The following is a 24698-nucleotide window of genomic DNA, read 5'->3' as shown; positions in this document are numbered from 1 at the left end:
GTAACTAAGAATCATGCGATTAGCGCAATTATCCCCAATTGATCACCGCAAGACAGGCCGCAAGGATCAGCGGTAGACTCAGGCGAAACAGCCAAAGCAGGGCTTGCTCGCCAAAAATGCTTGAAACCTTGACGAAACGATACAGGCCGATCCCCAGCAGGAACAGCACAAGTACCTCGACGCCGGCTGCCAGGTTGGTCTCTCCGCCGCTATAGATGGCGGTGACCAGCAGCGCAAACCACACAGTGGCAAAGGCCGCGGAGGCAAGGATGAAGGTCTTGAGGCCTACAGGCAGACTAAAGGAATGCTCACCACGAATGAGTCCATTGAGGTTAGCGGTGAGTAGACCAACCAAGGGCATTAACGGAACAACGACAGGATTTAACACTTTGACACCATCAGAGTGAAGTTAACAGAGCCAGATTATCCGCCCAGATTTGGTCGCTGCCAAGAGAGATGAATTAAGCTTCATCCCGGCGCCATTTCGCCTTCATTCAAACATAAAAAAAGCACCATTAAGGTGCTTTTTTAATTTAAAACCGAGGCTTACTCACCACGTTTAAACAGCAGTGAACCGTTAGTGCCACCAAAGCCGAACGAGTTACACAGGGCGTAATCGAACGCGTGACTACGTGCCGTGTGGGGCACGAAATCGAGATCACACCCTTCGTCTGGGTTATCCAGGTTGATGGTCGGCGGGATCATCTGATCGCGCAGAGCAAGCAAGGTGATGATCGCCTCAACTGCACCGGCCGCGCCTAGCAGGTGGCCTGTCATCGACTTGGTCGAGCTTACCAAGAGATTGTAGGCATGGTCGCCAAACACACTCTTCACCGCAGAGGCCTCGGCCTTATCGCCTGCAGGGGTAGAGGTACCATGGGCATTAATGTAACCCACGAGCTGCTTGTCGATAGCGGCATCCTTGATGGCGTTTTCCATCGCCAGGGCAGCGCCAGCTCCATCGGCCGGTGGCGAGGTCATATGGAAGGCGTCGCCGCTCATACCAAAGCCAACCAGCTCACCATAGATGGTCGCACCGCGCGCCTTAGCGTGCTCATACTCTTCCATCACCATGATGCCTGCGCCATCACCTATGACGAAACCATCTCTGTCTTTGTCCCAAGGACGACTTGCGGCGACAGGATCTTCGTTACGGGTCGACAGCGCCTTGGCCGAACCGAAGCCGCCAACGGCCAACGGACAGGTCACATCTTCTGCTCCACCGGCAATCATCACGTCGGCATCGCCGTAAGCGATAGTGCGGGCAGCAAAGCCGATGTTATGTACGCCCGTAGTACAGGCGGTGGTGACCGCAAAGTTAGGGCCTGTCATGCCGTACTTGATCGACAGGTGACCGGCGATCATGTTGATGATGGTGCTTGGCACGAAAAATGGCGAGATCTTGCGAGGACCGCCCTTCAACAAGGCTGAGTGAGCCGCCTCGATCAGCGGCATACCGCCCATACCGGCGCCGATAGCTGTACCGACACGGGTGGGATCTTCCACTTCCATATTCAAACCGGCATCTTCGATCGCCTGAATACCTGCCGCCATGCCGTATTGGATGAAGAGATCCATCTTGCGGGCTTCTTTCTTCGGTAGGTACTGCTCTACGTCAAAATCTTTGACCGAGCCGCTGAAACGAGTAGAGAACTCGCTGGCATCAAATTTGGTTATCGGTGCGATACCGCTCTGTCCCGCAAGCAGGGCTTTCCAGGACGCCTCTACGGTATTACCCACAGGGGTAACAAGACCAATACCTGTGACGACTACACGACGTTTAGACACGTTTTCACCTTTCACTAGAATGAGATGGGAGGCCTCAAAGGAGACCGGAAAAACAAGGCTTATTAGGTTATAGCACAGGAAACTCAGGCGGGCATCCGCCCTTTCCAGCTACTAGCCCTCAAACAAAAACAGGCGGCATAATTGCCGCCTGTTTTAGAGAATTCAGTATTACTGATTCTTAGAAACGTAATCGATCGCTGCTTGAACAGTAGTGATCTTTTCAGCTTCTTCATCAGGGATCTCAGTGTCAAACTCTTCTTCTAGAGCCATTACCAACTCAACGGTGTCCAGAGAATCTGCACCTAGGTCGTCAACGAAAGATGCTGCTGGTTTTACGTCTTCTTCTTTAACGCCCAGTTGCTCGATAATGATTTTCTTTACACGTTCTTCGATGTTGCTCATTAGTTTTCTTTCCTATTCAAATTACGCACTTGCGTAAGATTGCGAGTAGTTTATTCAATTTGGCACACAATGCAAGCTTAACTTTTGTGGTCTAACCACAAAACCTACGTAAGTCTACGCCAAAAATCAATCAAAATCAGTCAGTTGTTATAACCGACGTTTAAACCATGTACATGCCGCCGTTTACATGCAGAGTTTCCCCTGTGATGTAAGCCGCTGAATCCGATGCTAAAAACAGTACAGCATTTGCAATCTCTTGCGGCTGTCCCAGTCTTTCCATAGGAACTTGTGACATAATACCTTTTTGCTGCTCTTCCGTCAGCTCATCCGTCATATCGGTCTGGATAAACCCAGGAGCAATAGCATTCACTGTTATTTGACGAGATGCAACCTCTCTTGCAAGAGATTTTGTAAATCCAATCAAACCAGCCTTAGCTGCGCAATAGTTTGTCTGACCTGCATTGCCCATTGTGCCTACAACAGAGCCAATGTTAATAATACGGCCACTGCGCTTCTTCATCATTGCACGTAACACCTGCTTAGAGGTGCGATAGAGAGAGGTCAGGTTGGTATCTATGATATCCGTCCACTCATCTTCCTTCATACGCATCAAGAGATTGTCGCGCGTGATACCCGCATTGTTTACCAGAATATCAACTTCACCGACTTTTTCTTTGATCGAGGCAAATAAATGGTCAATTGACTCACCGTCGGTGACATTTAATACTAATCCATGACCTTTATCACCCAGATATTCCTGGATAGCGGCTGCGCCGCGCTCGCTGGTCGCAGTGCCGATAACCAGCGCACCGGCCTCAACCAATGTTTCGGCGACCGCACGGCCAATACCGCGGCTAGCACCAGTTACCAAGGCAACCTTGCCGGTTAAATCTAGATTGAAACTCATCTATTACTCCTTATTCACTCAGCGCGGCAACAGAGGCGGGATCGTTCGCCACTTTCGCGCTCAGCGATTTATTAATTCTTTTCGCTAACCCGGTAAGCACCTTACCTGGGCCCACTTCAACCAGCTGGCTGACACCCTCAGCGGCCATCTTCTCAACGGTCTCAGACCATCTGACCGGGCAGTAAAGCTGACGCACTAGGGCATCTTTAATGGCTTCAACTGACTCAGGCGTGGCGACATCGACGTTGTTGACAACTGGAATGCTAGGCGCACTGAAGCTCAATGCGTCCAGCGCCTTGGCCAGTTCATCCGCCGCAGGCTTCATCAATTGACAGTGAGAAGGTACGCTCACAGGCAAGGCAACGGCCATCTTGGCACCGGCCGCCTTACAGGCATCCGCCGCGCGCTCAACCGCGGCCTTCTCACCTGCGATAACCACTTGACCTGGGCTGTTAAAGTTAACTGGTGCAACCACCTCACCTTGCGCTGCCTCTTCACAGGCTTTAGCGATGCCATCGTTGTCCAGACCGATAATCGCAAACATGGCGCCAGTGCCAGCAGGCACCGCCTGTTGCATCAGCTGACCACGTAGCTCAACCAATTTAACAGCGTCTTTAAAATCGATAACACCAGCGCACACCAGCGCCGAGTACTCACCCAGGCTGTGGCCGGCAAGCAGGGCAGGCTTAGATGCAGAGGTGGCTTGGATCGCTCGCCAGATGGCGACGCTTGCGGTAAGCAATGCAGGCTGAGTCTTATCGGTCTGATTCAGAGACTCGGCAGGTCCCTCTTGTACCAGTTGCCACAAATCATAGCCTAACACTTCGCTCGCTTCGGCGAAGGTTTGACCGACGACTTCATGTTCCGCCGCCAGGTCGGCCAACATGCCTACGGCCTGAGAACCTTGCCCTGGGAAGACATAAGCAATCTTTTCCATTTTTATATACCTTTACTAAATCAATGTATTCTAGTACTAAAATCGACTAAAAACGAACAAGCGCGCTGCCCCAGGCAAATCCTGCACCGAAGGCCTCGAGAAGCAGAAGCTGACCACGTTGGATACGTCCGTCGCGCACAGCCTCATCAAGGGCGATAGGCACAGAGGCGGCCGAGGTATTACCATGTTTGGCCAGGGTCAATACCACCTTGTCCAGGCTCATGTCGAGCTTCTTGGCGGTCGCCTTGATGATCCGGAAGTTCGCCTGATGAGGCACCAGCCAGTCGATCTCAGATTTATCAATCTGATTGATACGTAGCGTCTCTGTGACCACATGAGAAAGTTGAGTCACGGCGACCTTGAAGACGTCGTTACCCTTCATCGTCATATAACCAACAGCCTCTGAAGACTCACTGGCTCTTGGCGGGAAGGAACATTTGAGCAGATCGCCTTGACGGCCATCGGCGTAGATATGGGTCGAGATGATGCCCGGCTCTTCAGAGGCGCCCACAACCGCGGCGCCGGCGCCATCACCGAACAGAATAATAGTGGTGCGATCTTCTGGCTCACACAGACGTGACAGAACATCGGCACCAATCACCAAGACTTTCTTGGCGGCGCCCGTCTTCACAAACTGATCGGCAACCGACAACGCGTAGACAAAGCCAGAGCAGGCGGCGGCGACATCGAAGGCCGGAATGGTATGCACGCCCAGCATAGCCTGAATTTCACAAGCCGCAGCAGGAAAGGCGTTGTTGGCACTCGTGGTGCCACATACGATCATATCCAGCTCGCTAGGGTCTACCCCAGCCATTTCCAGGGCGTGCACGGCGGCGGCATAACCCATGGTCGATACTGATTCGTCTTCGGCGGCTATTCTGCGCTCTGAAATACCGGTACGTTCAACAATCCACTGGTCACTGGTATCCACCATCTTTTCCAGATCTTGATTGCTACGGACTTGCGCTGGCAAATAACTACCAGTTCCGAGAATTTTTGTATGCATAAGGAGATATCAGTTATTTATGTCTAAAAGGATCGACTCAAGACGCTCTTCGATCATCTTGGGGAGTCGACGTTGTGCTTCGGTCACTGCCAAACTAATTGCTTGTAAATAGGCAGATTCATCCGCACTTCCATGACTTTTTACTACAATTCCGCGCAATCCTATCAGACTTGCTCCGTTATAGTGGTCGGGGTTCATCTGATTTAAAACACTATTAATGCGCGGGGCGATTAACTTGGCCAGTAATCGTACAAAAAAGCCTTGAGTTAAGCCTTTCTTCAACTGATGGACGAGGAGCCTTGCGATCCCCTCTGAGGTTTTCAGGGTAATGTTGCCAACAAAACCGTCACAGACGATGACGTCGACATTACCCGAATAGATATCATCGCCTTCGATAAATCCGGCGTAATTGAGCTGCGGGCTCTGTTGCAGTAGTTGCCCCGCCTGCTGTACCTGATCGTTACCCTTGATCTCTTCGATGCCCACATTGAGCAGGGCAACCTTAGGGGCAGGATTCTTATCCACGGCCTCGCACAGAACCGAGCCCATTACCGCAAACTGAAACAGAGTTTCCGAGCAGCAGGAGACGTTGGCGCCGAGATCCAGCAGATACACGGGTTTATGATTAACCGCCGGCAAGCAGCTAACCAGGGCGGGTCTATCTATGCCGGGAAGCGTCTTGAGTAATACCTTGGAGATGGCCATCAGGGCCCCGGTATTACCCGCGCTTAAACAGGCCTGTGCCTTCTTGTCTCGTACCAGCTCGATCGCCAGACGCATAGAGCTTTGCTTGCAGTTACGCAGCGCATGCACAGGACGATCGCACATTTTCACCACTTCTGTGGTGTGCACGAGTTCGATACGCGAGAGTATGTCTGATTCAAGGTGGCTTAGTAGAGGTTCGATTTGCGACCTGTCACCCACCATGATGACGTGTAAGAAGGGGTATAAGCGAAGTGCCTGCAGGGTTGCAGGCACTGTGATGCGGGGGCCAAAGTCGCCCCCCATCGCATCTAACGCAAGCGTCAGATTAGTCATCGGCAATCAACAGATTACTTGTTGATAACCTTTTGACCACGGTAGTAACCGTCTGCAGTCACGTTGTGACGACGGTGTAGTTCACCACTCGTTGCATCAACTGACAGTTGAGCAGTGCTCAACGCGTCGTGTGAACGGCGCATACCGCGCTTTGAACGAGATTTTTTATTCTGTTGTACAGCCATTTGACCTGTCTCCTAGATTACTTGCTCTTCAGTTTTTCTAACACTGCAAACGGATTTGGACGCTCCTCTTGAGCGGGTTCAATCTCGCCTACTACTACATCCTGATCGCCTTTGCTGCAGCTTTCTTCTGCATGCATCGGAATCAAAGGCATAGCTACTATCAATTCATCTTCAATCAATTGATGCAGACGAATCTCACCTATCTCATTGCACTCAATAGGGTCATACGCATCCGGGAGCTCATCGATTTCTGCCTCAGACCCGCAAGGGCTAAAACAAAAGTCGACCGTAACCTCAGTGGTAAAAAGCGTCATGCAACGTTGACATATCAGAGTGAGCTCCGTCACAGCCTTCCCTTTCAGGTAGACTATCCCCTGTATATCTACACCACATTCAAGCGACACTGCCACATCGGAACAGTCGCCGGCACATAACTCATTTAATCGCTTTAGCTGCACACCGGGTACAATGCCTTCATATGAAAGCTTGCTGGCCGCTGCGCGTATAGGATCAATTGAAACCGGTATCTTTACTGTTTGCATAAGGCGCGCATATTATAGTTTGAATTACCTTGAGTCAAAGGAAAATTTATCTCCTTTATCGATCCCGTTAACGAAAGCGATAAAACCCATCAATAATTCAAAAATTGTTGGAGTGAAAATTTTACCCAAGGGCCAATGGATACTCAAGCCCCGCACGCTTAAAATAGAAGCATTCGCGCGGCCTTAGTCGCCTCTTTTTATTACCCTTGCCTAAATATAGTCCGCCCCCCGCTTGTCGGTCTAAGCTTGCATTCATTTTTGTGCCTATACGTGAAAACTTTGCGCGACCATCTCGTCTTCTACACGACTCTATTCTGCATTTTTAGCCAAGATGGCTTATGATAGCCGCCACTTACATAAAGCTTTGCTCCGCAATAGATAACAGATAACAGATAACAGATAACAGATAAAAAGGTTAAACCATGACCCCAGCTATCATACTCGCCTCCACCTCGGTATTTCGTCAGTCTTTGCTTCAAAAACTCGCTATCGAGTTTGATACCTGCGCCCCAGAGGTCGACGAGACCCCGATTGCGGGCGAATCGGCTCAGCAACTGGTAACCCGCCTGGCATTAGCCAAGGCCAAGGCGGGAGCAGTGGGCCGTCAGAGCGGGCTCATCATAGGCTCAGATCAAGTCGCCGTGGTCGATGGCGACATCATAGGTAAGCCGCTGACTCGTGCCAACGCCATTGCACAGCTCGAGCGCGTCTCAGGTAAATCCATCACCTTCTATACCGGCCTAGCCCTGTTTAACGTGGCCGATGAGACGTACGAGGTGATCTGCGAGCCCTTCATCGTACACTTCAGGGCGCTAACGACTGAACAGATCCAGTATTATGTCGACACCGAGCAGCCCCTCTACTGCGCGGGCAGCTTCAAATCTGAAGGCCTGGGCATCGCTCTATTTGAGCGCCTCGAGGGACGGGACCCTAACACTCTGGTTGGCTTGCCTCTGATCGCCCTCACCCAGATGTTGCTTAAGCAAGGGGTGGACATCTTGGCGGCGGCGACGAAATAAAGCTCATCCGCTAATAGCTGATAGTGAATCGTCAGACCTTAATCACTAGCACATACTCACCAGCACTTGTTCACAAGTAGGTATTCACCAGTACTTATTCACCAGAACGTATGTGCCGACCGGTTTCACCACGGTTGGCAGATTCGAATTCAGGACAAAGGCCTTCGCAACGCCTTACCGCAGCCCACCGTTAGGCATTCGCTCCACACAATTAAGCATGTTTAGTTTTATTCACTAAATACAGGCTTCACAAACGGATAAAAACTAGCTACTTTGAAGTTTAAGATTTTCATACGCCAATAACTTAGCGACAAGGAAGTCAATTGCATTTGGGTGGTTAGTTATTATGACCGATCTCGAAGAAGCGCTTGCCTTGCTCGCCGCCCCCTGTATCGACGAGCGATTTTTTCAGCGAGCCTTAAAAGCACTCGCGCTGGTGACTCAGTGTCGTTGGGCGGCTTTCGCCCGCCCCTCGATTCATCGCGGGAAAATAGAGGTGGTCGCTTTTTGCGACGTGAAACAAACCATTCCCGGGTTTGAATTCGACCTTATGGGTTCCCCCTGTGAAGCCATCTATCAGATGCGCTACCCCAATACCCATCTCTTGTATGCAAATGATCTGCAGCAGCGCTTTCCCGACTTTCAGCTCATCAAAGATCTCGGCGCGGTCAGCTACCAGGCCGAGTTGATCCTGGACGACGAAGGCGGCCCGATTGGGCATATCTTAGTCATGGATACCCTCCCCCAGCGGGAAAACACTAAGTCGCGGGAATTTTTCCGGCTACTCGCCCAGCGGATCGGTATCGAGTACAAGCGCCTGCTGATGTCGAGGGAATTGTCGGTGCACAAGGAGATGATCGCATCGACCCACCACATGATGTCCTTCGTCGGCCTCGACTATCGCTATCATGTGGTGTCTAAAGGCTATGAGCACCTACTGAACTGTGATGCAAGTGAGATCATCGGTAAACATGCCAGCGAGATCCACGGCAAGGCGATATTCGAGACCCACCTTAAGCCACTGCTAGACAGATCCTTCGCGGGAGAGTCGATAAACACCCAGACCCGCATCCATCCCCCTTCTGTGTCTGAGCCGCAATACCTCAACGTCCACCACAATCCGCACCAGGATGAAAATGGTCAGATAAGCGGGGTCATAGTCTCGGCTCATAATATTACCGAGCTGCATAAGGCAAAAGAGCAAAGTGAATATCTGGCCTTTCATGACTCGCTGACCCAGCTGCCTAATCGCCTGGCGCTGTTTAATCATTTCGCCGAGCTGCTCTCTAGCCAGCCCCAAAGCCAAGCAAAACTCGCCGTGCTCTATCTGGATCTGGATGATTTCAAGCTAATTAACGACAACTACAACCACCTGGTTGGTGACAAGGTACTGCAGAAAGTTGCCGAGATCTTAAGGAAGGTCTGCCCCGAGGCTGAGATGGTGGCGCGGATCGGCGGCGATGAGTTTATCATTTTGCATAGCTTCGACGCTCAAAATGAGAGCGACAAAAGCCGCGCGCTCTCCACACTCTGCCTAAGCTTGAATCAGATGCTCGACGACGGCATTAGGCATGAGGGAGATCATCTTAGGCTCGCCGCCAGTATCGGCTGTCACTGGGTCGAGCCGGATCAAAGAGATGTCTCGGCGCTTATCTGTCTGGCGGACAAATCAATGTACCGCAACAAGCGCCGTAAGCGGCTTAACGAGGCTCGCCAGTGATGAGTGGTAGCAGCGCCAGCGGATGATCGGCGATGGCGACAGGGTTGGCTTCTTGCAGCTTCAACGCCGAATGGGCGCCATAACTCACCCCTATGCCATCTATGCCCGCATTGCTGGCCATGTTGAGATCGTGCACCGAGTCGCCAATCATCACCGCCTTCTCGGGAGCAACATCGAGCAGTGAGATCAGCTCGCGCAACATCTGCGGGTGAGGCTTACTCTTGGCTTCATCGGCGCAGCGACTGGCCACAAAGTGCTGATGAAAACCTGTCTCATTGAGCACCCTGTCTAACCCGGCGCGGGCCTTGCCGGTGGCAACAGCCAATTGATGCCCGGACGCCTTGAGGGACAGGAGTAGCTGCTCGGCGCCGTCAAATACTGGGCTCGGGGTTTGATTAAGCTGCAGATACTGCTGGCGATACACGCTAACCATATTCTGGCGGGTCTGCTCGCAGGCGCTCGGATGCAGCACATTTAGCGCCTCGTCCATCGACAAGCCTATGATGTCCCGAATCGCTTGCTCGCTCGGCACCATCATGCTCAGCTCCCTGGCGGTCTGCTGCATGCAGGCCACTATCTTGCTGACCGAGTCCATCAGAGTGCCATCCCAGTCGAATATCACTAAATCGTAACGTTTCATGCCTTATCCAATTTATTCAACAAGTCTTGTAGTGCCTTATCCAGTGGCGCCTTCACCTGCATCACCTCTTCCGATACCGGATGGGTAAATTTAAGCTGGGCGGCATGGAGAAAGAGACGATTAAGGCCCAACTCGCGCATGGCATCATCGAACTTCTGCTCGCTGTATTTCTCGTCACAGGCGATGGGGTGTCCGGCATACTGGCAATGCACACGGATCTGATGAGTACGTCCGGTAACCGGACTGGCCTGCACCAGGGTGGCACCTTGATAACGCTGCATTATCTTAAAACGGGTTTCCGAGGGTTTACCCTCCTGGTTGACCCGCACGATACGCTCGCCCGATTTAAGGGTGAGTTTCAACAGCGGCGCATTGATCACCTTGTCATGGTTTTGCCACTCTCCACGAACCAAGGCCATGTAGTCCTTCTGCATCTTCTTGTAACGCAGCTGATCGTGCAGGTGTTTAAGCGCGCTGCGCTTCTTGGCGATCAACAAGACGCCCGAAGTTTCCTTATCTAAGCGGTGGACCAGTTCGAGAAACTTCTGCTGGGGTCTGAGCGAGCGCATCGCCTCAATCACGCCGAAATCCACACCACTGCCACCGTGCACAGCAATGCCCGCGGGCTTGTTAAGCACTATGATGGCCTTATCTTCAAACAAGATACGCCCCTCGAGCTGCGACACCTTAGTCAACTTGGCACTTGGGCCTGGCTTGTCCTCGCTGGCGGAGACGCGAACAGGCGGGATACGTACTACATCACCGTCTTGCAGCTTATATTCGGGTTTGATCCGCTTCTTGTTGACGCGTACCTCACCCTTACGCACGATACGATAGATCATGCTCTTGGGGACGCCCTTCAGTTTAGTGACCAGAAAGTTATCGATTCGCTGGCCGAGGTTATCCTCGTCGATCGTTACCAGTTCGACTTTATTTAACGCTTGTTGATTGTTCATGCTACGCCTTGTCTCTTTCAAGCTGCACATTGTACATCAGATAATAAGTTTTGTGCCTTTCCATTTGCTGATTTTCAGGATTGTTGCTATATTTGCCACGCCAATGGGGATAAATAGTGAATAAAGTGTTCACAAATCCCCCAATGCAGGCGCGAAGAGCGGAGACTAAAAGCCATTTTTACTGAGTAGTAAGTGATTGACTTACAAGTCGTTGGATAAAAATAAACCGAGAAAACGAGTTTAAACGACTAAACACAGTATCAATGCCACATTTCAACGTGGTTTCTCTAAGAATAGCGCCCCCAAATTTCGAAGTTTACTATTAACTTGTCGTCAGACGAGCACGTATCGATTTTGGCATTACCGGAAAGTACATTAGAATTTATGGGGTTGGTTGACGTTTAACAACGAATTCCTTGTTTTTAGCGATTTTAAAAAATAAGCCATAAATAGGGTGCGACACGCAGCGATTGCGTCTTACAGAGATTGCGCACCCTAGCCCAGACCCAAGCCGTGAGGCTCCACTTACCATTCTGGGCCCGTAATGCATCGACAAGAGCTACGTTTGATGACCTTATTTTAAGAAGAAATACGTCATCATGAAACGGATGTTAATTAATGCGACTCAATCTGAAGAGTTGCGCGTTGCCCTCGTTGATGGGCAACAACTGTACGATCTCGACATTGAGAGTCCTGGTCACGAGCAGAAGAAAGCCAACATCTACAAGGGTAAAATCACCCGCGTAGAACCCTCTCTCGAAGCGGCTTTCGTCGACTATGGCGCCGAGCGTCATGGTTTCCTTCCCCTCAAAGAAATTGCACGCGAATACTTCCCTAAAGGTTACTCTTTCCAAGGCCGTCCTAACATCAAAGAGGTGGTTAAAGAAGGTCAGGAAGTCATAGTACAGATTGACAAAGAAGAGCGTGGCAACAAGGGCGCGGCCCTGACCACCTTCATCAGTCTAGCAGGCTCTTACCTGGTGCTGATGCCAAACAACCCTCGCGCCGGCGGTATCTCTCGTCGAATCGAAGGTGATGAGCGTACCGAGCTAAAAGCGGCCATGTCAGAGCTAGAAGTGCCGCAAGGCATGGGGCTTATCGTACGCACCGCGGGTGTAGGTAAAGACGCCGCCGAGCTGAAATGGGACCTTAAGGTTCTTCAGCACCACTGGGCTGCCATCGAAGAAGCGGCGCAAAACCGCCCTGCACCTTTCCTGATCCATCAGGAAAGTAACGTTATCGTACGCGCCATCCGTGACTACCTGCGCCGCGACGTAGGCGAAGTCCTGATCGACCATCAGCGTATCTACGAACAGGCCAAACAACACGTGGCTTTGGTACGTCCAGACTTTGTCGATCGTATCAAGCGCTACGAGGCGGAAGTACCGCTGTTTACCCATTTCCAGATTGAAACTCAGATCGAATCGGCCTTCCAGCGTGAAGTGCGTCTTCCTTCTGGCGGTTCTATCGTTATCGATCCAACCGAAGCATTGACCTCAATCGATATCAACTCGGCCCGTGCGACTAAGGGCGGCGATATCGAAGAAACTGCGCTCAATACCAACCTTGAAGCGGCCGACGAGATTGCCCGTCAGCTGCGTCTGCGTGACTTGGGTGGTCTGGTTGTTATCGATTTCATCGACATGACACCAGTCAGACACCAACGCGAAGTCGAAAACAGAATGCGCGATGCCGTGCATCACGACAGAGCCCGTGTTCAACTGGGCCGCATCTCTCGCTTCGGTCTGATGGAGATGTCGCGTCAGCGTCTGCGTCCGTCACTGGAAGAGTCTGCTGCGCACCTGTGTCCACGCTGTCATGGCCAAGGTACCATTCGTGGTACCGAGTCACTGGCGCTCTCTATCCTGCGTCTGATGGAAGAGGAAGCGATCAAAGAGAACACCTCTCAGATTGAAGCTATCGTCCCTGTCGATGTCGCCGCCTTCCTGCTCAACGAGAAGCGTAAAGCCATTCGTATCACTGAGCAGCGTCATGATGTCGAAGTCTATGTGATCCCAGATCCAAACATGACGACACCTGACTACCGTGTGACCCGTCACCGCAAAGACGATCAGATCAGTGAGTCAAGCTACAAGCTGCTCGAGCAGCCTGAGTCTAAGCTCTACGAGCCTCGCAAACTAGAGCGCGCCGCGTCTCCAGAGCCAGCACTGAAAGGCTTCTCGACGCCGGTTAAGGATGCGCCAACCCAGGCGGCTCCCGCACCAGCCAAGCAGGCCGAAAAGGCTCAAGAGCCAGGTTTGATCGCCAAGCTATTTGCCGCCATCGGCAAGCTGTTTGGTGGTGAGCCAGAGCAGCCAAAGGAAGAGGTCAAGAAAGAGCAGCCTCGTCGCAACGCTCAAAACCGTAACACTCGTCGCAACAACCGTCGCAACGATACACGTAAGGGCCGCGACGAAGGCAAAGAGACCGACAACAAACGCAGCCGTAGTGCCAAGCCTGATGACGCGGATAGCCGCAGTGCGAAGAGCCGTAACGAGAAACGCCAAAAGCGTGATCGTGACGACAAGCCGCAGAGTCAGAGCAAAGACACTGAAAGCCAAGCGCAGCAACCAAAACAAGAAGCTGCTCGCGAGCGTCGTCAACGCCGCAACATGCGCCGCAAGGTACGTGTGCAGTCTGAGCAACAGCTTGCCGATGAGGCCGCACTCGCCGTCGAGGTTGCCGAGAAGGCCAACGACGAGCAGGTACAAGTGCCAGCCGCAGAGGCCACTGCAGAGGATAAGCCACAGCGTCAGAAGCGTCAGCCACGTAAGAGCAAGCCTAAGCAGGATAAAGCCGACAAGCTAGAGGAAGAGACTCAAGCCGAGCAAGTCGCCGCTGAAGACACAGCCGGCGAGCAGCCAGCAGTCGAGACTCAAGCCGCAAACGAACCTCAAGCAGCAGTCGACACCGAAGTGACAGCACAAGGCGAAGCGCATGCCGACGAAGCTCAAGCAGAAGAGGCTAGTGCTCAACCGCAAGAAGGCGAGTTAGAAGGCAAACGCGAGCCAAGAGAAGGCCAACGTCGTAGTCGTCGTAGCCCACGTCATCTGCGCGCCGCCGGTCAACGTCGTCGCCGCGATGAAGAAGGCAATGGTGAAGTGAGCAATGGCGAGCCCGCCTTCATTCCAAACGAGGTGGAAACTGCGCCTCTGCTGGGTGAGCAGCTTGAGCAAGAAGGCAGCGTTGTTGAAGCCGTTAGCGAAGTACAGGCGCCTGTGACCGAGCAAGAAGCGGTTACACAAGAGACTGACGAAGTAACTACAGTCGCCGAAACGACTGTCACCGAAACCACAGTCACCGAAACGACTGTCGCCGAGGAAGCACCTGCTAAAGCGGCTGCCGAAGAAGCTTCTCAAGAAGAGAGCAAGCCTAAGTCAAGACGTCGTGCACCTAAAGCCAAAGTCGCTTCTGAAGAGGAAACCTCTGTAGAAGAAGCTCAGCAGAGCCTACCTCTGGCAGGCGAGGCGAAAGCTAGTCTGAAAGAGGAGGTTCAGGCGGAGCTGGATCTAACCAGCACACCTGAAGAGGTTAAGGCCAGCCAGGAAGCGGCGCCTCAAGTTGATGACGTCGCAGCGCAGACCGAAGAGCCAGTGGCAGTAGAAACTGCGCCAGTCGAGACGCCTGAAGTCGAAATTGAAGCTAAGACTGAAACTGAAGCGCCAGTTACTGAAGCGCCTGCAGCCAAAGAGAGCAGCGCCGCCTCTGCCCCTATGGCAAAGCCTGCAGCCGTGCAAGCCCCGACCGCTAAGGTAAAACCTGCGGCTAAAGTTGAGGCAACGCCAGCAGAGGAAAAGCCAGAAGAGACGGCTAGCGACGAGGCTGAGAAGCCTGCACCTAAGGCTACCAGCCGCTTCGGTTCCATGGTGAGTTCTACCATGACCAAACCTGAGGTAGAAGCCAGGGCGCTCGTGGACACCCCATCGGGACGTCAATATGAAGCCACGGCAAAAGAAGCGTCGGCCGAGCCAGTGAAACGCGGTAACAGCGCAAACTCGGAAATGGCACGTCCCTAAGGTATACTAAGCCTTAAGTCAAAAAAGCCATGCAATAATGCATGGCTTTTTATTTTATTGGCGCCACTATTTTGCTAGTATGCGCGACCGAAAATCACTCAACTAACATATTAATAACAGAGGCTAAATGTTCGATCTTATTCGTCACAAAACCAGCAGCCACAGAGCCGACCTGTTGTCGGGACTCACGGTTGCCTTGGCATTGGTCCCCGAAGCCGTTGCTTTTGCTTTCGTCGCCGGTGTCGAGCCTATGGTCGGCCTATACGCCGCCTTCATCATGGGACTGGTCACCGCCCTTATCGGCGGACGTCCCGGCATGATCTCTGGCGCCACGGGTGCCATGGCGGTTGTCATGGTGGCACTGGTCAGCGAACATGGGGTGCAATACCTCTTTGCGGCGGTCGTGCTGGCTGGCCTGATACAGGTGACTTGTGGCCTGTTTAAGCTGGGAAAATTTATCCGTATCGTGCCCTATCCGGTAATGATAGGCTTCGTGAACGGTCTGGCCATAGTGATCTTTCTGGCGCAACTTGGCCAGTTTAAGGTCCCCGACGCCAACGGTGTGTTAACCTGGCTGCCACAGGATCAATTGATCCTCATGCTGGGTCTAGTGGCTCTCACCATGGCGATCATCCACTTCCTGCCTAAGCTCACCACGGCGTTTCCGTCATCATTAGCGGCGATCCTGACTGTGACCGCCATCGTGGTCTACTTCGAACTCGATACCCGCAACGTACTGGATTTCTTGAAATCCATGTCTGGTGACGAGCATGCGACTATAGCCGGTAACCTGCCGAGCTTCGCCATTCCATCAGTGCCCTTTAACCTGGAGACGCTGTCGATCATCCTGCCCTACTCCTTTATCTTGGCGGCCGTTGGTCTCATCGAGTCTCTACTGACCCTGACGGTGATCGATGAGATGACCAGCACCCGAGGCAAGGGCAACAAGGAATGTGTCGGCCAAGGCATAGGTAACATCACCAGTGGCTTCTTCGGCGCCATGGGTGGCTGTGCCATGATTGGACAGTCGATGATCAACATCAACTCGGGCGGACGCGGCAGACTCTCGGGGATCACGGCGGCCATCGCCCTACTCACCTTTATCCTGTTCGGCTCGGCGCTGATCGAGATGATCCCGCTAGCCGCGCTTGTTGGTGTGATGTTCATGGTGGTACTGGGCACATTCGAGTGGGCAAGCTTCAAGGTGATGCGTAAGGTGCCTAAGCATGATGCGTTCGTTATAGTGCTGGTGACTGTGGTGACTGTGTTTACCGATCTCGCCTTTGCGGTATTTATCGGCGTTATCGTCTCAGCGCTGGTATTTGCCTGGGAGCACGCCAAACATATCAATGTCGATGTGAGCGAAGATGCCAACGGCTGGAAAGTCTATAAGCTTAACGGTCCACTATTCTTCGGTTCAGTTGCCGAGTTCTTAGAGCTGTTCCACGCCAAGACAGATCCACAAGATGTGATTGTCGATTTCCAAAACTCTCGCGTGTGCGATCACTCAGCCCTCGAAGCCATAGACACCCTGGCCGAGCGCTATGTGAGTGCGGGTAAGCGACTGCATCTGCGTCACCTCAGCCACGACTGTAAGCAGCTGCTGCATAAGGCGGGCGACTTGGTAGAGGTCAACCTGATCGAAGATCCCCACTACAAGGTGGCCGACGACAAACTCGACTCTTAGGGCGTTCAGTGCCAGATAGGCAGGCTAACCCTTAACAACAAAAAAGGCGCATGATGCGCCTTTTTTTATTATCCGCCGCCCGACTTGAGCCGCTCCTTAAACAGGGCCTTTATCTTATCCACCTTGGGCTTAACCACCATCTGACAGTAGGGTTGCTGGCGGTTATGCTCGAAGTAGGCATCGTGATAAGGCTCGGCGGGATAGAAGTTATCCAGCGCCACCAGCTCTGTGACTATGGGCTTATCGAAGATGTTGGCCTCGGTCAGCCTGTCTATCATCTGACTTGCGGCACTAATCTGCTCATCGTCATGGGCAAAGATCACCGAGCGATACTGGGTACCGACGTCATTACCCTGACGATTAAGCGTGGTGGGATCATGGCTCTGCCAGAAGACCTCCAGCAGCTCTTCAAAGCTGATGATATGACTGTCGTACTCTATCTGCACCACCTCGGCATGGCCCGTATCCCCGGCGCAGACGGCGCGGTAGTTAGCGCTGGAGGCATCCCCACCCGCATAGCCAGACTTCACCGCTATCACGCCTCTGAGCTGACTAAATACCGCCTCGAGACACCAGAAACAGCCACCGCCAATGGTCGCCCAGCGAATATGACTGTCATCGCTCTGCTGCATCGCTTCACCTTTAAAGACCATGGAGACAGAGTTCACGCAGTGGCGCAAATTCTTGTCTGTCAGGTATTCTCCCTCAAACACATGGCCTAAATGCGCGTCGCACTGAGCGCACACTATCTCCACCCTATGACCATCGGCATCGGGCAAGCGTTTGACCGCCCCCGGGATCTCATCATCGAAGGCAGGCCAGCCACAATGGGCGTTAAACTTATGCTCGGACAGATAGAGAGGCGCATCACAGCGCTTACAATGATAGGCACCAGGCGCATCGTGCTGGTTATACTCGCCACTAAAGGGGCGCTCGGTCCCCTTGCTCTCAATCACATACCGCTCAAATTCCGTTAGTTCACGCATAGTTAAAGACTCTTGCACTCCTGTACCGCTAATACGACCCTTAGGGTCAATAAGATCACACTACTCACAATAGCAGATAAAAGACCTAGTAAATAGGTAGGTTATTACATGATTATATCAATTATCGGCTGTTTATTAGCTAGCCTATGATTTTAATGATGAAAATATTAGCGGTGATCTAGCCTCTTCTTATGGCCAAACAATGAAAACGTGATTTTTATCACACCCAATTGCCCAAAGGCGATCCCAGGGGTAAACTGCCTGCGGGGTTCAATAACAAGAAAACAAAATATGAAATTAGAAACAATAGATTACCGTGCTCAGGACAGCGCCCAACGCTTCGTTGAGTCCTTGCGTGAAACTGGATTTGGCGTACTCTCAAATCACCCAATCGACAAGGCCTTAGTAGATACCATCTATGAAGAGTGGCAAGCCTTCTTCAATAGCAATGAGAAACATGACTACCTGTTTAAGCCAGAAACCCACGACGGTTTCTTCCCGGCCGATGTTTCTGAAACCGCTAAGGGTCATACGGTTAAAGATATTAAAGAGTATTACCATGTTTACCCATGGGGCCGTATCCCCGATTCCCTCAGGGAAAACATTCTGCGCTACTACCAGGAAGCCAATGCCCTGGCAGAAGAGCTGTTAGGTTGGGTGGAAGCTCATACACCGGCAGAAGTGGCGGTCAATTACTCTATCGCCCTGCCTAAGATGATCGAGAACAGCCACAAGACACTGCTGCGCATCCTTCACTATCCACCGATGTCGGGCGACGAAGAGCTAGGCGCCATTCGCGCGGCGGCTCACGAAGATATCAACCTGCTTACCGTGTTGCCGGCCGCTAACGAGCCAGGCCTGCAGGTAAAAGCCAAATCGGGCGAATGGTTAGATGTACCGAGCGATTTCGGTAACCTGATCATCAACATAGGTGACATGCTCCAGGAAGCATCGGGCGGCTACTTCCCATCGACGACCCACAGGGTGGTCAACCCAGAAGGCGCCGACAAGACACGCTCGCGCATCTCTCTGCCCCTCTTCCTACATCCTAAGCCTGAGGTGGTCCTGTCAGAGCGTTACACCGCCGACAGCTATCTGATGGAGCGTCTGAGAGAATTAGGCGTTATCTAACCTCCTCGACTAAGATAAAAAGCGCCTCAGGGCGCTTTTTATTTATGATTTTTAAGCCATATCAAGGTAAAATCCCTCCCCAAATTTGCACAGAGACAGAGTACAGAGATGGCAATTCAGTGGTTTCCAGGCCATATGCACAAGGCGCGCAAAGAGATAGCAGAGGTGATGCCTCAGGTCGATCTAGTGATCGAGGTACTCGACGCCCGTATCCCTTACAGCAGCGAAAACCCTATGGTCACCAGTTTACGCGGTAACAGACCCTGTATCAAACTGCTCAACAAGTCAGATCTGGCCGATCCCGAGATCACCCAACGCTGGATTGACTATCTGGAGCAAGAGCAAGGGGTAAAGGCGATGGCCATCACCACCTTGCAGGCTGCCCAGGTGCGTAAGGTCCCCGAACTCTGCCGTAAGCTGGTGCCTAGTCGCGACAAGATAGAGAAAGATATCCGCACCATGATCATGGGGATCCCTAACGTAGGTAAATCAACCATTATCAATACCTTGGCAGGAAGAGTCATCGCCAAAACGGGTAATGAGCCTGCGGTGACCAAGACCCAGCAGCGCATCAATTTGAAAAATGGCATAGTGCTGTCAGACACCCCGGGCATTCTCTGGCCTAAGGTGGACAACGAGGCCAGCGGCTATCGTCTTGCGGTAACCGGCGCCATCAAAGATACGGCAATGGAATATGAAGATGTGGCCATGTTTGCCGCCGAATACTTCCTCAAGGCCTATCCCGATGCCATGCTTGAGCGTTATAAGCTTAAAGAGTTACCCAATGACGATATCGGTCTGCTCGAGGCGATCGGCCGTAAGCGCGGCGCGCTGAGACCGGGTGGCAGAATCGATCTGCACAAGGCCTCTGAACTCCTGTTGCATGAGTTCCGCTCGGGTAAGATAGGCCAGTTGTCACTGGAGACTCCAGAGATGGCCGAGGCAGAGAAAGCGGAAGTGGCTCGCATCCTGGCCGAGAAAGAGGCGGAGAAACAGGCCAAAATCGAGGCCGAGCGCCTGAAACGTTCCGGCGTTCGTCATAACGACTAAGCTGACTGATTCTGATACTGACATTACACCGCTTGCAAGGTGATGCGCTTGGAGTTATTTCACTAAGCGTCAGTTGCAAGCGGTTTTATCTTCTATAGCCTTATCTTTTAAGGCCCCACTTGGCTAACTCTGCTTAATATAGCTCTACTCATTAACCCTGCTGACTTTAATTACTTAGCAATCTGTGCCAGCAGCTCTTCACAGCTCTGTTGCAGTAAGTCCAATATCTGCTCGAAACCATCATCGCCGCCATAGTAAGGGTCTGGCACCTCCCGCTCCCCCTCCCCAAGAAAAGATAGCATCAAGGCCAGCTTATACTGATGGTGAGCCGGGCAGCGCGCACGCAGATCGCGAAGATTTGCCTTATCGGCCGCCAGGATAAGGTCGAAACGCTCAAAATCTTCATCTATCACGCCTCTGGCGCGAATGCCGCTGAAATCGAGTCCGCGGCGCTCGCCTGCCAAGCGGGCCCGTCTGTCAGGGCCCTCCCCCTCATGGTAGGCTGAGGTGCCCGCCGAATCGCAGCCGATAGACAAGCCGCGCTCGCTGAGCAGCCCCCTAAACACAGCCTCGGCCGTCGGTGAACGGCAGATATTGCCGAGACAGACAAATAGGACAGAGTTAACCTTAGACATAGCCTTCCTTTCTTACTTAATTAGCGTTCTTACAAGGGCTCCCGTACCCGCATAAAGCTGGCAAATCTGGGCACACCATTGTGGGTGAGGCCATAATACTTGTAGGTAACCGTGCTGCCAATGGCCGGAGGATGCCGGCGCTGCTCATCGCTGAATCCTGTGCCTAACTTAAAACGTATGCCTTCATTTGTTTCGACCTCTAGGGCGCCCATCATTCCTCTATACTTGCCCTTCCCCTCGAAGTAAGCGATAACCTTGGCCTCTGCATCTTGATAGCGTTTGAGTTTTACCAGGTCACCGTTACGCCCTGCGTGATAGTGTGCAGCCTGGTGATGCAGCATAAGCCCTTCGGCGCCTTGAGCCACCCACTCATCCAAGGCGGCGTTCAGCGCCTGACTGTCTTGAATTCGCCACTGAGGGATGATCTGCAGGAAAGGCGACAAATTTGCGTAGCGTTTAACGGCGAGGGCATAGCGCTCAGCAAAGGGACTATCAATGGTGGGATAATCGAAGACCATAAATTGAACGGCGCGCCAACGCTCAGGGTCGGCATCTTTATCACGCACCAGAGCTGAGATCGCCTCAAACTGCTGGCGAGCAATCCACAGTTCGCCATCTAAGGGCTCCGTCGGAAAGCCCTTGGTAAACCAAGCTGGGAGCCTAATAACCTGCCCCGAGCGGGTTAGCATACGTTCTCCCGTCCAGCGGCCTCTGACGCCATCGAACTTTTCGCTCACCAGATACTCTGATATAGGTCGGTCGGCCTCGAGACTCCCGGCCAACTGTATGCCCGGGAGTCGTTGTGCTGGCTCAAGCGGTTCTGATTTTAGCTGTTCTGGCATCAACTGATTTGCCTCAACAGTTAATGCCTTGGGCGGCTCAGCTGGCTTATACGACTCGATTAACTCGGGCGACTCGGCGGCCATCGCTGCAGGCGATAGCCAACTCAGGAGTAAAGCAATACTCCCAATAACCATAGGGCGACTAGAACACAACATAGCTCCTCCTTGAGCAACTGAATGATAGCTAAGCGTTAAGTTTAGCCCAAAGCCCCTCATGCAGATGTTATGGAGGTAACTAGAGTGTTATACTAGCGCCCAATTTGTAACTCGCCAGCCTGCATCAGAGAAAGGCAGGCTGAAACAGTAGAACGACACAAACAAAATCAACACTGACAAAATCGAACAAACGAAATGGACACCTATGAAACCGGAAAATAACCACGGCATTAAACGTATCTTCAGAGCGACAGGTTTCTCTATGCAAGGCCTTAAGCTTGCTTGGCAATCTGAGGCAGCCTTTCGCCAAGAGTTGATCTTGGTTCTCTTCATGCTGCCTGTCGCACTACTGGTAGACGTGCCTATGGTTGAACGCATCCTGCTCATCATGACACTGATGATAGTCTTGATCGTCGAGTTGCTTAACTCGGCCATCGAGGCGGTGGTCGACCGTATCGGTCACGAAATCCATCCCCTAAGCGGACAGGCAAAAGATATCGCCTCAGCGGCTGTCTTTATCGCCCTGGCCCTGTGTGGTATCACCTGGCTACTGATCCTCTGGCCACTGGTTTTCTAACCCGCTGCCAGCTTGAATACCAGGCTCTCGATACACTATCGGGAGCCTTTTTATTTCTGTAATCCAGCTCCCAATATCAACAAAAACGCCGCAACCTTGACATTTTTTGATACAAATCATTCACAATTTTAAATATCCTGCTAGAATGATAACGTAGTAAAAAAGTCTTACTAAATAAATCAATAACTTATAATAATTATTAGTTGATAGAGGTTGTAGTTAGTGATTAAGTCGGTCGCCATATTTAGCTTGGGTCTCTTTAGCTCTTCGGTTTTCGCCGCTGGAGCTGCCAATTCCTATTCGGTGTCGGCACCGGTAGAACCCAGCGAGATCATGCTAAAACTCGGCGGTTTCTACTCCAACTCTAACTCCAGCATGGATGTCACCAACCCGGTTCAGGGTAATAATTTCAGGCTTGATTTCGAAGAAGACTTGGCATTGGAAGAATCGCAGTTTCTGCCATTTTTCGAGGCCAGCTACCACTTCAATTCGCGTCACAGCATCTATTTCGACTGGAAACAGCTGCACCGCAACGCCGAAGTACAGAAACTTACCATACCGTTTCAAGTCACCCTAGACGATCAGGTTTACGATATTCAATCCGGCGGTCGTCTGGAGACCACCCTCAATATCGACATCGCCCGCCTCGGCTATGGTTATAACTTCTATCAGGGGAATAACTTCAATCTTGGCCTGTCCCTGGGCGTACACACCATGTTTATCAAGACCGCGTTTGACGGTGACATAGGTGTCTGTGCCAAAGGTGAGACGCTACAACAATGCGCGCAGACCGCCACACCAAGATTTGTCGATGAAGAGGTCACGGCGCCACTGCCGGACGTTGGCCTGTATGGCGACTATGAGTTCAGCCCAGGCTTCAAGTTCAACGCTCACGCACAGTATTTCTACATCAAGCTCGATGATATCAAGGGCAGCTTGGTCGATATCCGCGCCGGTGTCGAAGCTGAGATCACCAAGAACTGGCACATGTCAGCCGCCTTTAACTACTACAAGGTCGACGTTGACTTTAAACACAGTGTCTCAGATCAGCTTAACGTGGCAGACTATAACCTGTATTACAGCTTTATCGGCCCTATGCTGTCGGTAAGCTACCGCTTCTAAGCTTCACAATATCTTCCATTGAAGGCCGTTAGGATATTCCCCCTAGCGGCACTTGCGTCACGACTTCCCGTTTGGCAGTTCGCCAGCCTTGCTGCCTGCATACGCCGATCAACCATAAAACTGATAGCAAACCCAGATCGCGGCGCAGATCCCGGCAAAGTCCGCGCTTAAGCCGCACACCAGGGCATGACGACCATTACGTATCCCCACGGCGCCGAAGTAGACCGCTAGCACATAGAAGGTGGTCTCGGTGCTCCCCTGCACCACGGCCGCTAAGCGACCGGCAAAAGAGTCGACCCCATAATGCTGCATCGTCTCCAGCATCATGGCTCGCGCGCCCGAGCCGCTGAAGGGTTTCATCAAGGCGGTTGGCAAAGCATCGACAAACCGGGTATCTCCACCGACGAGATTCACCAAGGCAGCGATCACTCCAAGCAAGTAATCGAGCGCGCCCGAGGCGCGCAGCAAGGCGATGGCCAGTAGCATGGCAAGCAGATAAGGGATCAGCTGCACCGCCTGAGTAAAGCCCTCCTTGGCGCCGCCGACAAACTCATCATACACGGCCACCTTACGCATCCCAGCCACCAGAATGAAGCTGAAGATCAGCAGCACTAATATGCCGTTGCCAAGCACCGTCGAAAAATCACCTATGGCAGACACCGTCAAGGTGCCCAGATAAAACACCAGCGCAGATACCGCCGCCAGCATCAAGGCCCCATATCCCAGCAGGACACTATTAAGCAGTGAGATACGCTGATAGATGGCCACAACTAATACCCCCACCAGAGTCGAGGCCGTGGTCGCCAGCAAGATAGGCAGAAAGATATCCGCCGGCGACTCGGCGCCTTGCTGGGCGCGGTAGAGAAAGACGGTGACCGGCACTAAGGTGACCGAAGAGGTGTTGAGTACCAAAAAAAGGATCTGCGCGTTGGTAGCCACACTCTTCACCGGATTCAGGCTCTGCAGATCCTGCATCGCCTTGAGGCCTAGCGGCGTGGCGGCATTATCTAGCCCCAGCACATTGGCGGTCAGGTTCATGGTGACGCTGCCAAAGGCGGGGTGTCCCCTGGGCACCTCTGGCATCAAACGGCTGAGTAAAGGCTCAAACAGGCGCGCAAAGAGGCCTACCACACCCGCCTTCTCTCCCACTCGCATCAAGCCCATCCATAGGGAAAGCACGCCTATCAACCCCAAAGCAATTTCGGCGGCTAATTTGGCACTGGCAAACAGGGCATCGACCACTGCCGAGAGGATCTGCCACTGCCCTTGAAACAGACTGATGGCGATTGCGACTAAGGCGGCGACAAAAAAGGCAAACCAAACGCGATTTAACACCCGAGACTCCTTTCACCCCAA

23 protein-coding genes are annotated in these 24698 nt (G+C 52.4%); 8 read left to right on the top strand and 15 right to left on the bottom strand.

Annotation, left to right across the window (positions count from 1 at the left end):
* Nucleotides 1-28 precede the first annotated feature (28 nt).
* The 9 genes from K0H80_RS08180 to yceD all read right to left on the bottom strand — a co-directional run bounded on the left by K0H80_RS08180 (nt 29) and on the right by yceD (nt 6805).
* A complete protein-coding gene (locus tag K0H80_RS08180) occupies nt 29-388 on the bottom strand; it encodes a hypothetical protein (RefSeq protein ID WP_220058461.1) in 360 nt (119 codons plus the stop codon).
* A 158-nt stretch (nt 389-546) separates the two neighbouring features.
* Nucleotides 547-1788 (bottom strand): beta-ketoacyl-ACP synthase II, encoded by a 1242-nt coding sequence (gene fabF, locus K0H80_RS08175; protein ID WP_220044917.1) that lies wholly within the window; start codon nt 1786-1788, stop codon nt 547-549.
* 168 nt (nt 1789-1956) lie between these two features.
* Complete coding sequence (gene acpP / locus K0H80_RS08170) at nt 1957-2190, bottom strand: acyl carrier protein (RefSeq protein ID WP_011865403.1); 234 nt, start codon at nt 2188-2190, stop codon at nt 1957-1959.
* A gap of 160 nt (nt 2191-2350) precedes the next feature.
* Nucleotides 2351-3097 carry a 3-oxoacyl-ACP reductase FabG gene (gene fabG / locus K0H80_RS08165; RefSeq protein WP_144198741.1) on the bottom strand — a complete coding sequence of 249 codons (747 nt, stop codon included), beginning with the start codon at nt 3095-3097 and terminating at the stop codon, nt 2351-2353.
* 10 nt (nt 3098-3107) lie between these two features.
* Nucleotides 3108-4034, bottom strand: coding sequence for an ACP S-malonyltransferase (fabD, locus tag K0H80_RS08160; protein ID WP_220073658.1), 927 nt, complete (start codon nt 4032-4034; stop codon nt 3108-3110).
* Between the two features lie 46 nt (nt 4035-4080).
* Nucleotides 4081-5040 (bottom strand): beta-ketoacyl-ACP synthase III, encoded by a 960-nt coding sequence (locus tag K0H80_RS08155; protein WP_220073657.1) that lies wholly within the window; start codon nt 5038-5040, stop codon nt 4081-4083.
* A 9-nt stretch (nt 5041-5049) separates the two neighbouring features.
* Nucleotides 5050-6078 carry a phosphate acyltransferase PlsX gene (plsX, locus tag K0H80_RS08150; protein WP_220058463.1) on the bottom strand — a complete coding sequence of 343 codons (1029 nt, stop codon included), beginning with the start codon at nt 6076-6078 and terminating at the stop codon, nt 5050-5052.
* A 14-nt stretch (nt 6079-6092) separates the two neighbouring features.
* Nucleotides 6093-6263, bottom strand: coding sequence for a 50S ribosomal protein L32 (rpmF, locus tag K0H80_RS08145; RefSeq protein ID WP_011865398.1), 171 nt, complete (start codon nt 6261-6263; stop codon nt 6093-6095).
* A gap of 17 nt (nt 6264-6280) precedes the next feature.
* Nucleotides 6281-6805 carry a 23S rRNA accumulation protein YceD gene (gene yceD, locus K0H80_RS08140; protein WP_011865397.1) on the bottom strand — a complete coding sequence of 175 codons (525 nt, stop codon included), beginning with the start codon at nt 6803-6805 and terminating at the stop codon, nt 6281-6283.
* A 422-nt stretch (nt 6806-7227) separates the two neighbouring features.
* Here yceD and K0H80_RS08135 point away from each other — a divergent pair, with 422 nt between their 5' ends.
* Together K0H80_RS08135 and K0H80_RS08130 are read left to right on the top strand one after the other, a co-directional pair.
* Complete coding sequence (locus tag K0H80_RS08135; RefSeq protein WP_220073656.1) at nt 7228-7824, top strand: Maf family protein; 597 nt, start codon at nt 7228-7230, stop codon at nt 7822-7824.
* Nucleotides 7825-8170: 346 nt separating this feature from the next.
* The gene (locus K0H80_RS08130; RefSeq protein ID WP_220073655.1) at nt 8171-9544 is read left to right on the top strand and encodes a sensor domain-containing diguanylate cyclase; all 1374 of its coding nucleotides are present in this window, start codon (nt 8171-8173) and stop codon (nt 9542-9544) included.
* Here K0H80_RS08130 and K0H80_RS08125 read toward each other — a convergent pair.
* On the bottom strand, nt 9525-10184 hold the full coding sequence (locus tag K0H80_RS08125; protein WP_220073654.1) for an HAD-IA family hydrolase: 660 nt from the start codon (nt 10182-10184) through the stop codon (nt 9525-9527). The genes K0H80_RS08130 and K0H80_RS08125 overlap by 20 nt on opposite strands.
* Complete coding sequence (rluC, locus tag K0H80_RS08120) at nt 10181-11140, bottom strand: 23S rRNA pseudouridine(955/2504/2580) synthase RluC (protein WP_220073653.1); 960 nt, start codon at nt 11138-11140, stop codon at nt 10181-10183. The genes K0H80_RS08125 and rluC overlap by 4 nt, the downstream gene beginning before the upstream one ends.
* 599 nt (nt 11141-11739) lie before the next feature.
* Between rluC and rne the strand changes: the two genes are divergently transcribed.
* Both rne and K0H80_RS08110 read left to right on the top strand, forming a co-directional pair.
* Entirely contained in the window at nt 11740-15156 is a 3417-nt protein-coding gene (gene rne / locus K0H80_RS08115; protein ID WP_220073652.1) for a ribonuclease E, read from the top strand.
* A gap of 127 nt (nt 15157-15283) precedes the next feature.
* Entirely contained in the window at nt 15284-16843 is a 1560-nt protein-coding gene (locus K0H80_RS08110) for a SulP family inorganic anion transporter (protein ID WP_220073651.1), read from the top strand.
* A 68-nt stretch (nt 16844-16911) separates the two neighbouring features.
* Here the strand turns inward: K0H80_RS08110 and K0H80_RS08105 are convergent, their stop codons facing one another.
* Nucleotides 16912-17829: a bifunctional methionine sulfoxide reductase B/A protein gene (locus K0H80_RS08105; RefSeq protein ID WP_220073650.1), complete on the bottom strand. Its 918-nt coding sequence runs from the start codon at nt 17827-17829 to the stop codon at nt 16912-16914.
* A 291-nt stretch (nt 17830-18120) separates the two neighbouring features.
* Here K0H80_RS08105 and K0H80_RS08100 point away from each other — a divergent pair, with 291 nt between their 5' ends.
* Together K0H80_RS08100 and ylqF are read left to right on the top strand one after the other, a co-directional pair.
* Nucleotides 18121-18960 carry an isopenicillin N synthase family dioxygenase gene (locus K0H80_RS08100; RefSeq protein ID WP_220073649.1) on the top strand — a complete coding sequence of 280 codons (840 nt, stop codon included), beginning with the start codon at nt 18121-18123 and terminating at the stop codon, nt 18958-18960.
* Nucleotides 18961-19068: 108 nt separating this feature from the next.
* Nucleotides 19069-20010: a ribosome biogenesis GTPase YlqF gene (gene ylqF / locus K0H80_RS08095; RefSeq protein WP_011865388.1), complete on the top strand. Its 942-nt coding sequence runs from the start codon at nt 19069-19071 to the stop codon at nt 20008-20010.
* A 170-nt stretch (nt 20011-20180) separates the two neighbouring features.
* Here ylqF and K0H80_RS08090 read toward each other — a convergent pair whose 3' ends face one another.
* Nucleotides 20181-20645, bottom strand: a complete 465-nt coding sequence (locus tag K0H80_RS08090; RefSeq protein WP_220073648.1) for a low molecular weight protein-tyrosine-phosphatase — start codon at nt 20643-20645, stop codon at nt 20181-20183.
* Nucleotides 20646-20674: 29 nt separating this feature from the next.
* Complete coding sequence (locus K0H80_RS08085) at nt 20675-21487, bottom strand: DNA ligase (RefSeq protein ID WP_011865386.1); 813 nt, start codon at nt 21485-21487, stop codon at nt 20675-20677.
* Between the two features lie 361 nt (nt 21488-21848).
* Here K0H80_RS08085 and K0H80_RS08080 point away from each other — a divergent pair, with 361 nt between their 5' ends.
* Both K0H80_RS08080 and K0H80_RS08075 read left to right on the top strand, forming a co-directional pair.
* Nucleotides 21849-22220 carry a diacylglycerol kinase gene (locus K0H80_RS08080; protein ID WP_144198713.1) on the top strand — a complete coding sequence of 124 codons (372 nt, stop codon included), beginning with the start codon at nt 21849-21851 and terminating at the stop codon, nt 22218-22220.
* A gap of 333 nt (nt 22221-22553) precedes the next feature.
* Entirely contained in the window at nt 22554-23342 is a 789-nt protein-coding gene (locus K0H80_RS08075) for a DUF481 domain-containing protein (protein ID WP_150100033.1), read from the top strand.
* Between the two features lie 108 nt (nt 23343-23450).
* Here K0H80_RS08075 and K0H80_RS08070 read toward each other — a convergent pair whose 3' ends face one another.
* Complete coding sequence (locus K0H80_RS08070) at nt 23451-24677, bottom strand: nucleoside recognition domain-containing protein (RefSeq protein ID WP_220073647.1); 1227 nt, start codon at nt 24675-24677, stop codon at nt 23451-23453.
* Between the last annotated feature and the right edge of the window lie 21 nt (nt 24678-24698).

This window comes from Shewanella aegiceratis, from assembly GCF_019457495.1.
Lineage (GTDB): Bacteria > Pseudomonadota > Gammaproteobacteria > Enterobacterales > Shewanellaceae > Shewanella > Shewanella loihica.
The sequence above is the reverse complement of the archived record's forward strand: the minus strand, read 5'-3'. Positions and strand labels throughout refer to the sequence as shown.

Bases quoted from the DNA above. Each gene is read 5' to 3' on its own strand.
- rpmF (WP_011865398.1), bottom strand. From the start codon at position 6,263: ATGGCTGTACAACAGAATAAAAAATCTCGTTCAAAGCGCGGTATGCGC.
- K0H80_RS08100 (WP_220073649.1), top strand. From the start codon at position 18,121: ATGAAATTAGAAACAATAGATTACCGTGCTCAGGACAGCGCCCAACGC.
- fabD (WP_220073658.1), bottom strand. From the start codon at position 4,034: ATGGAAAAGATTGCTTATGTCTTCCCAGGGCAAGGTTCTCAGGCCGTA.
- K0H80_RS08075 (WP_150100033.1), top strand. From the start codon at position 22,554: ATGCTAAAACTCGGCGGTTTCTACTCCAACTCTAACTCCAGCATGGAT.
- rluC (WP_220073653.1), bottom strand. From the start codon at position 11,140: ATGAACAATCAACAAGCGTTAAATAAAGTCGAACTGGTAACGATCGAC.
- yceD (WP_011865397.1), bottom strand. From the start codon at position 6,805: ATGCAAACAGTAAAGATACCGGTTTCAATTGATCCTATACGCGCAGCG.
- K0H80_RS08110 (WP_220073651.1), top strand. From the start codon at position 15,284: ATGTTCGATCTTATTCGTCACAAAACCAGCAGCCACAGAGCCGACCTG.
- K0H80_RS08080 (WP_144198713.1), top strand. From the start codon at position 21,849: ATGAAACCGGAAAATAACCACGGCATTAAACGTATCTTCAGAGCGACA.
- K0H80_RS08155 (WP_220073657.1), bottom strand. From the start codon at position 5,040: ATGCATACAAAAATTCTCGGAACTGGTAGTTATTTGCCAGCGCAAGTC.
- ylqF (WP_011865388.1), top strand. From the start codon at position 19,069: ATGGCAATTCAGTGGTTTCCAGGCCATATGCACAAGGCGCGCAAAGAG.
- rne (WP_220073652.1), top strand. From the start codon at position 11,740: ATGAAACGGATGTTAATTAATGCGACTCAATCTGAAGAGTTGCGCGTT.
- K0H80_RS08130 (WP_220073655.1), top strand. From the start codon at position 8,171: ATGACCGATCTCGAAGAAGCGCTTGCCTTGCTCGCCGCCCCCTGTATC.
- K0H80_RS08135 (WP_220073656.1), top strand. From the start codon at position 7,228: ATGACCCCAGCTATCATACTCGCCTCCACCTCGGTATTTCGTCAGTCT.
- K0H80_RS08090 (WP_220073648.1), bottom strand. From the start codon at position 20,645: ATGTCTAAGGTTAACTCTGTCCTATTTGTCTGTCTCGGCAATATCTGC.
- K0H80_RS08105 (WP_220073650.1), bottom strand. From the start codon at position 17,829: ATGCGTGAACTAACGGAATTTGAGCGGTATGTGATTGAGAGCAAGGGG.
- K0H80_RS08125 (WP_220073654.1), bottom strand. From the start codon at position 10,184: ATGAAACGTTACGATTTAGTGATATTCGACTGGGATGGCACTCTGATG.
- plsX (WP_220058463.1), bottom strand. From the start codon at position 6,078: ATGACTAATCTGACGCTTGCGTTAGATGCGATGGGGGGCGACTTTGGC.
- K0H80_RS08085 (WP_011865386.1), bottom strand. From the start codon at position 21,487: ATGCCAGAACAGCTAAAATCAGAACCGCTTGAGCCAGCACAACGACTC.
- acpP (WP_011865403.1), bottom strand. From the start codon at position 2,190: ATGAGCAACATCGAAGAACGTGTAAAGAAAATCATTATCGAGCAACTG.
- fabG (WP_144198741.1), bottom strand. From the start codon at position 3,097: ATGAGTTTCAATCTAGATTTAACCGGCAAGGTTGCCTTGGTAACTGGT.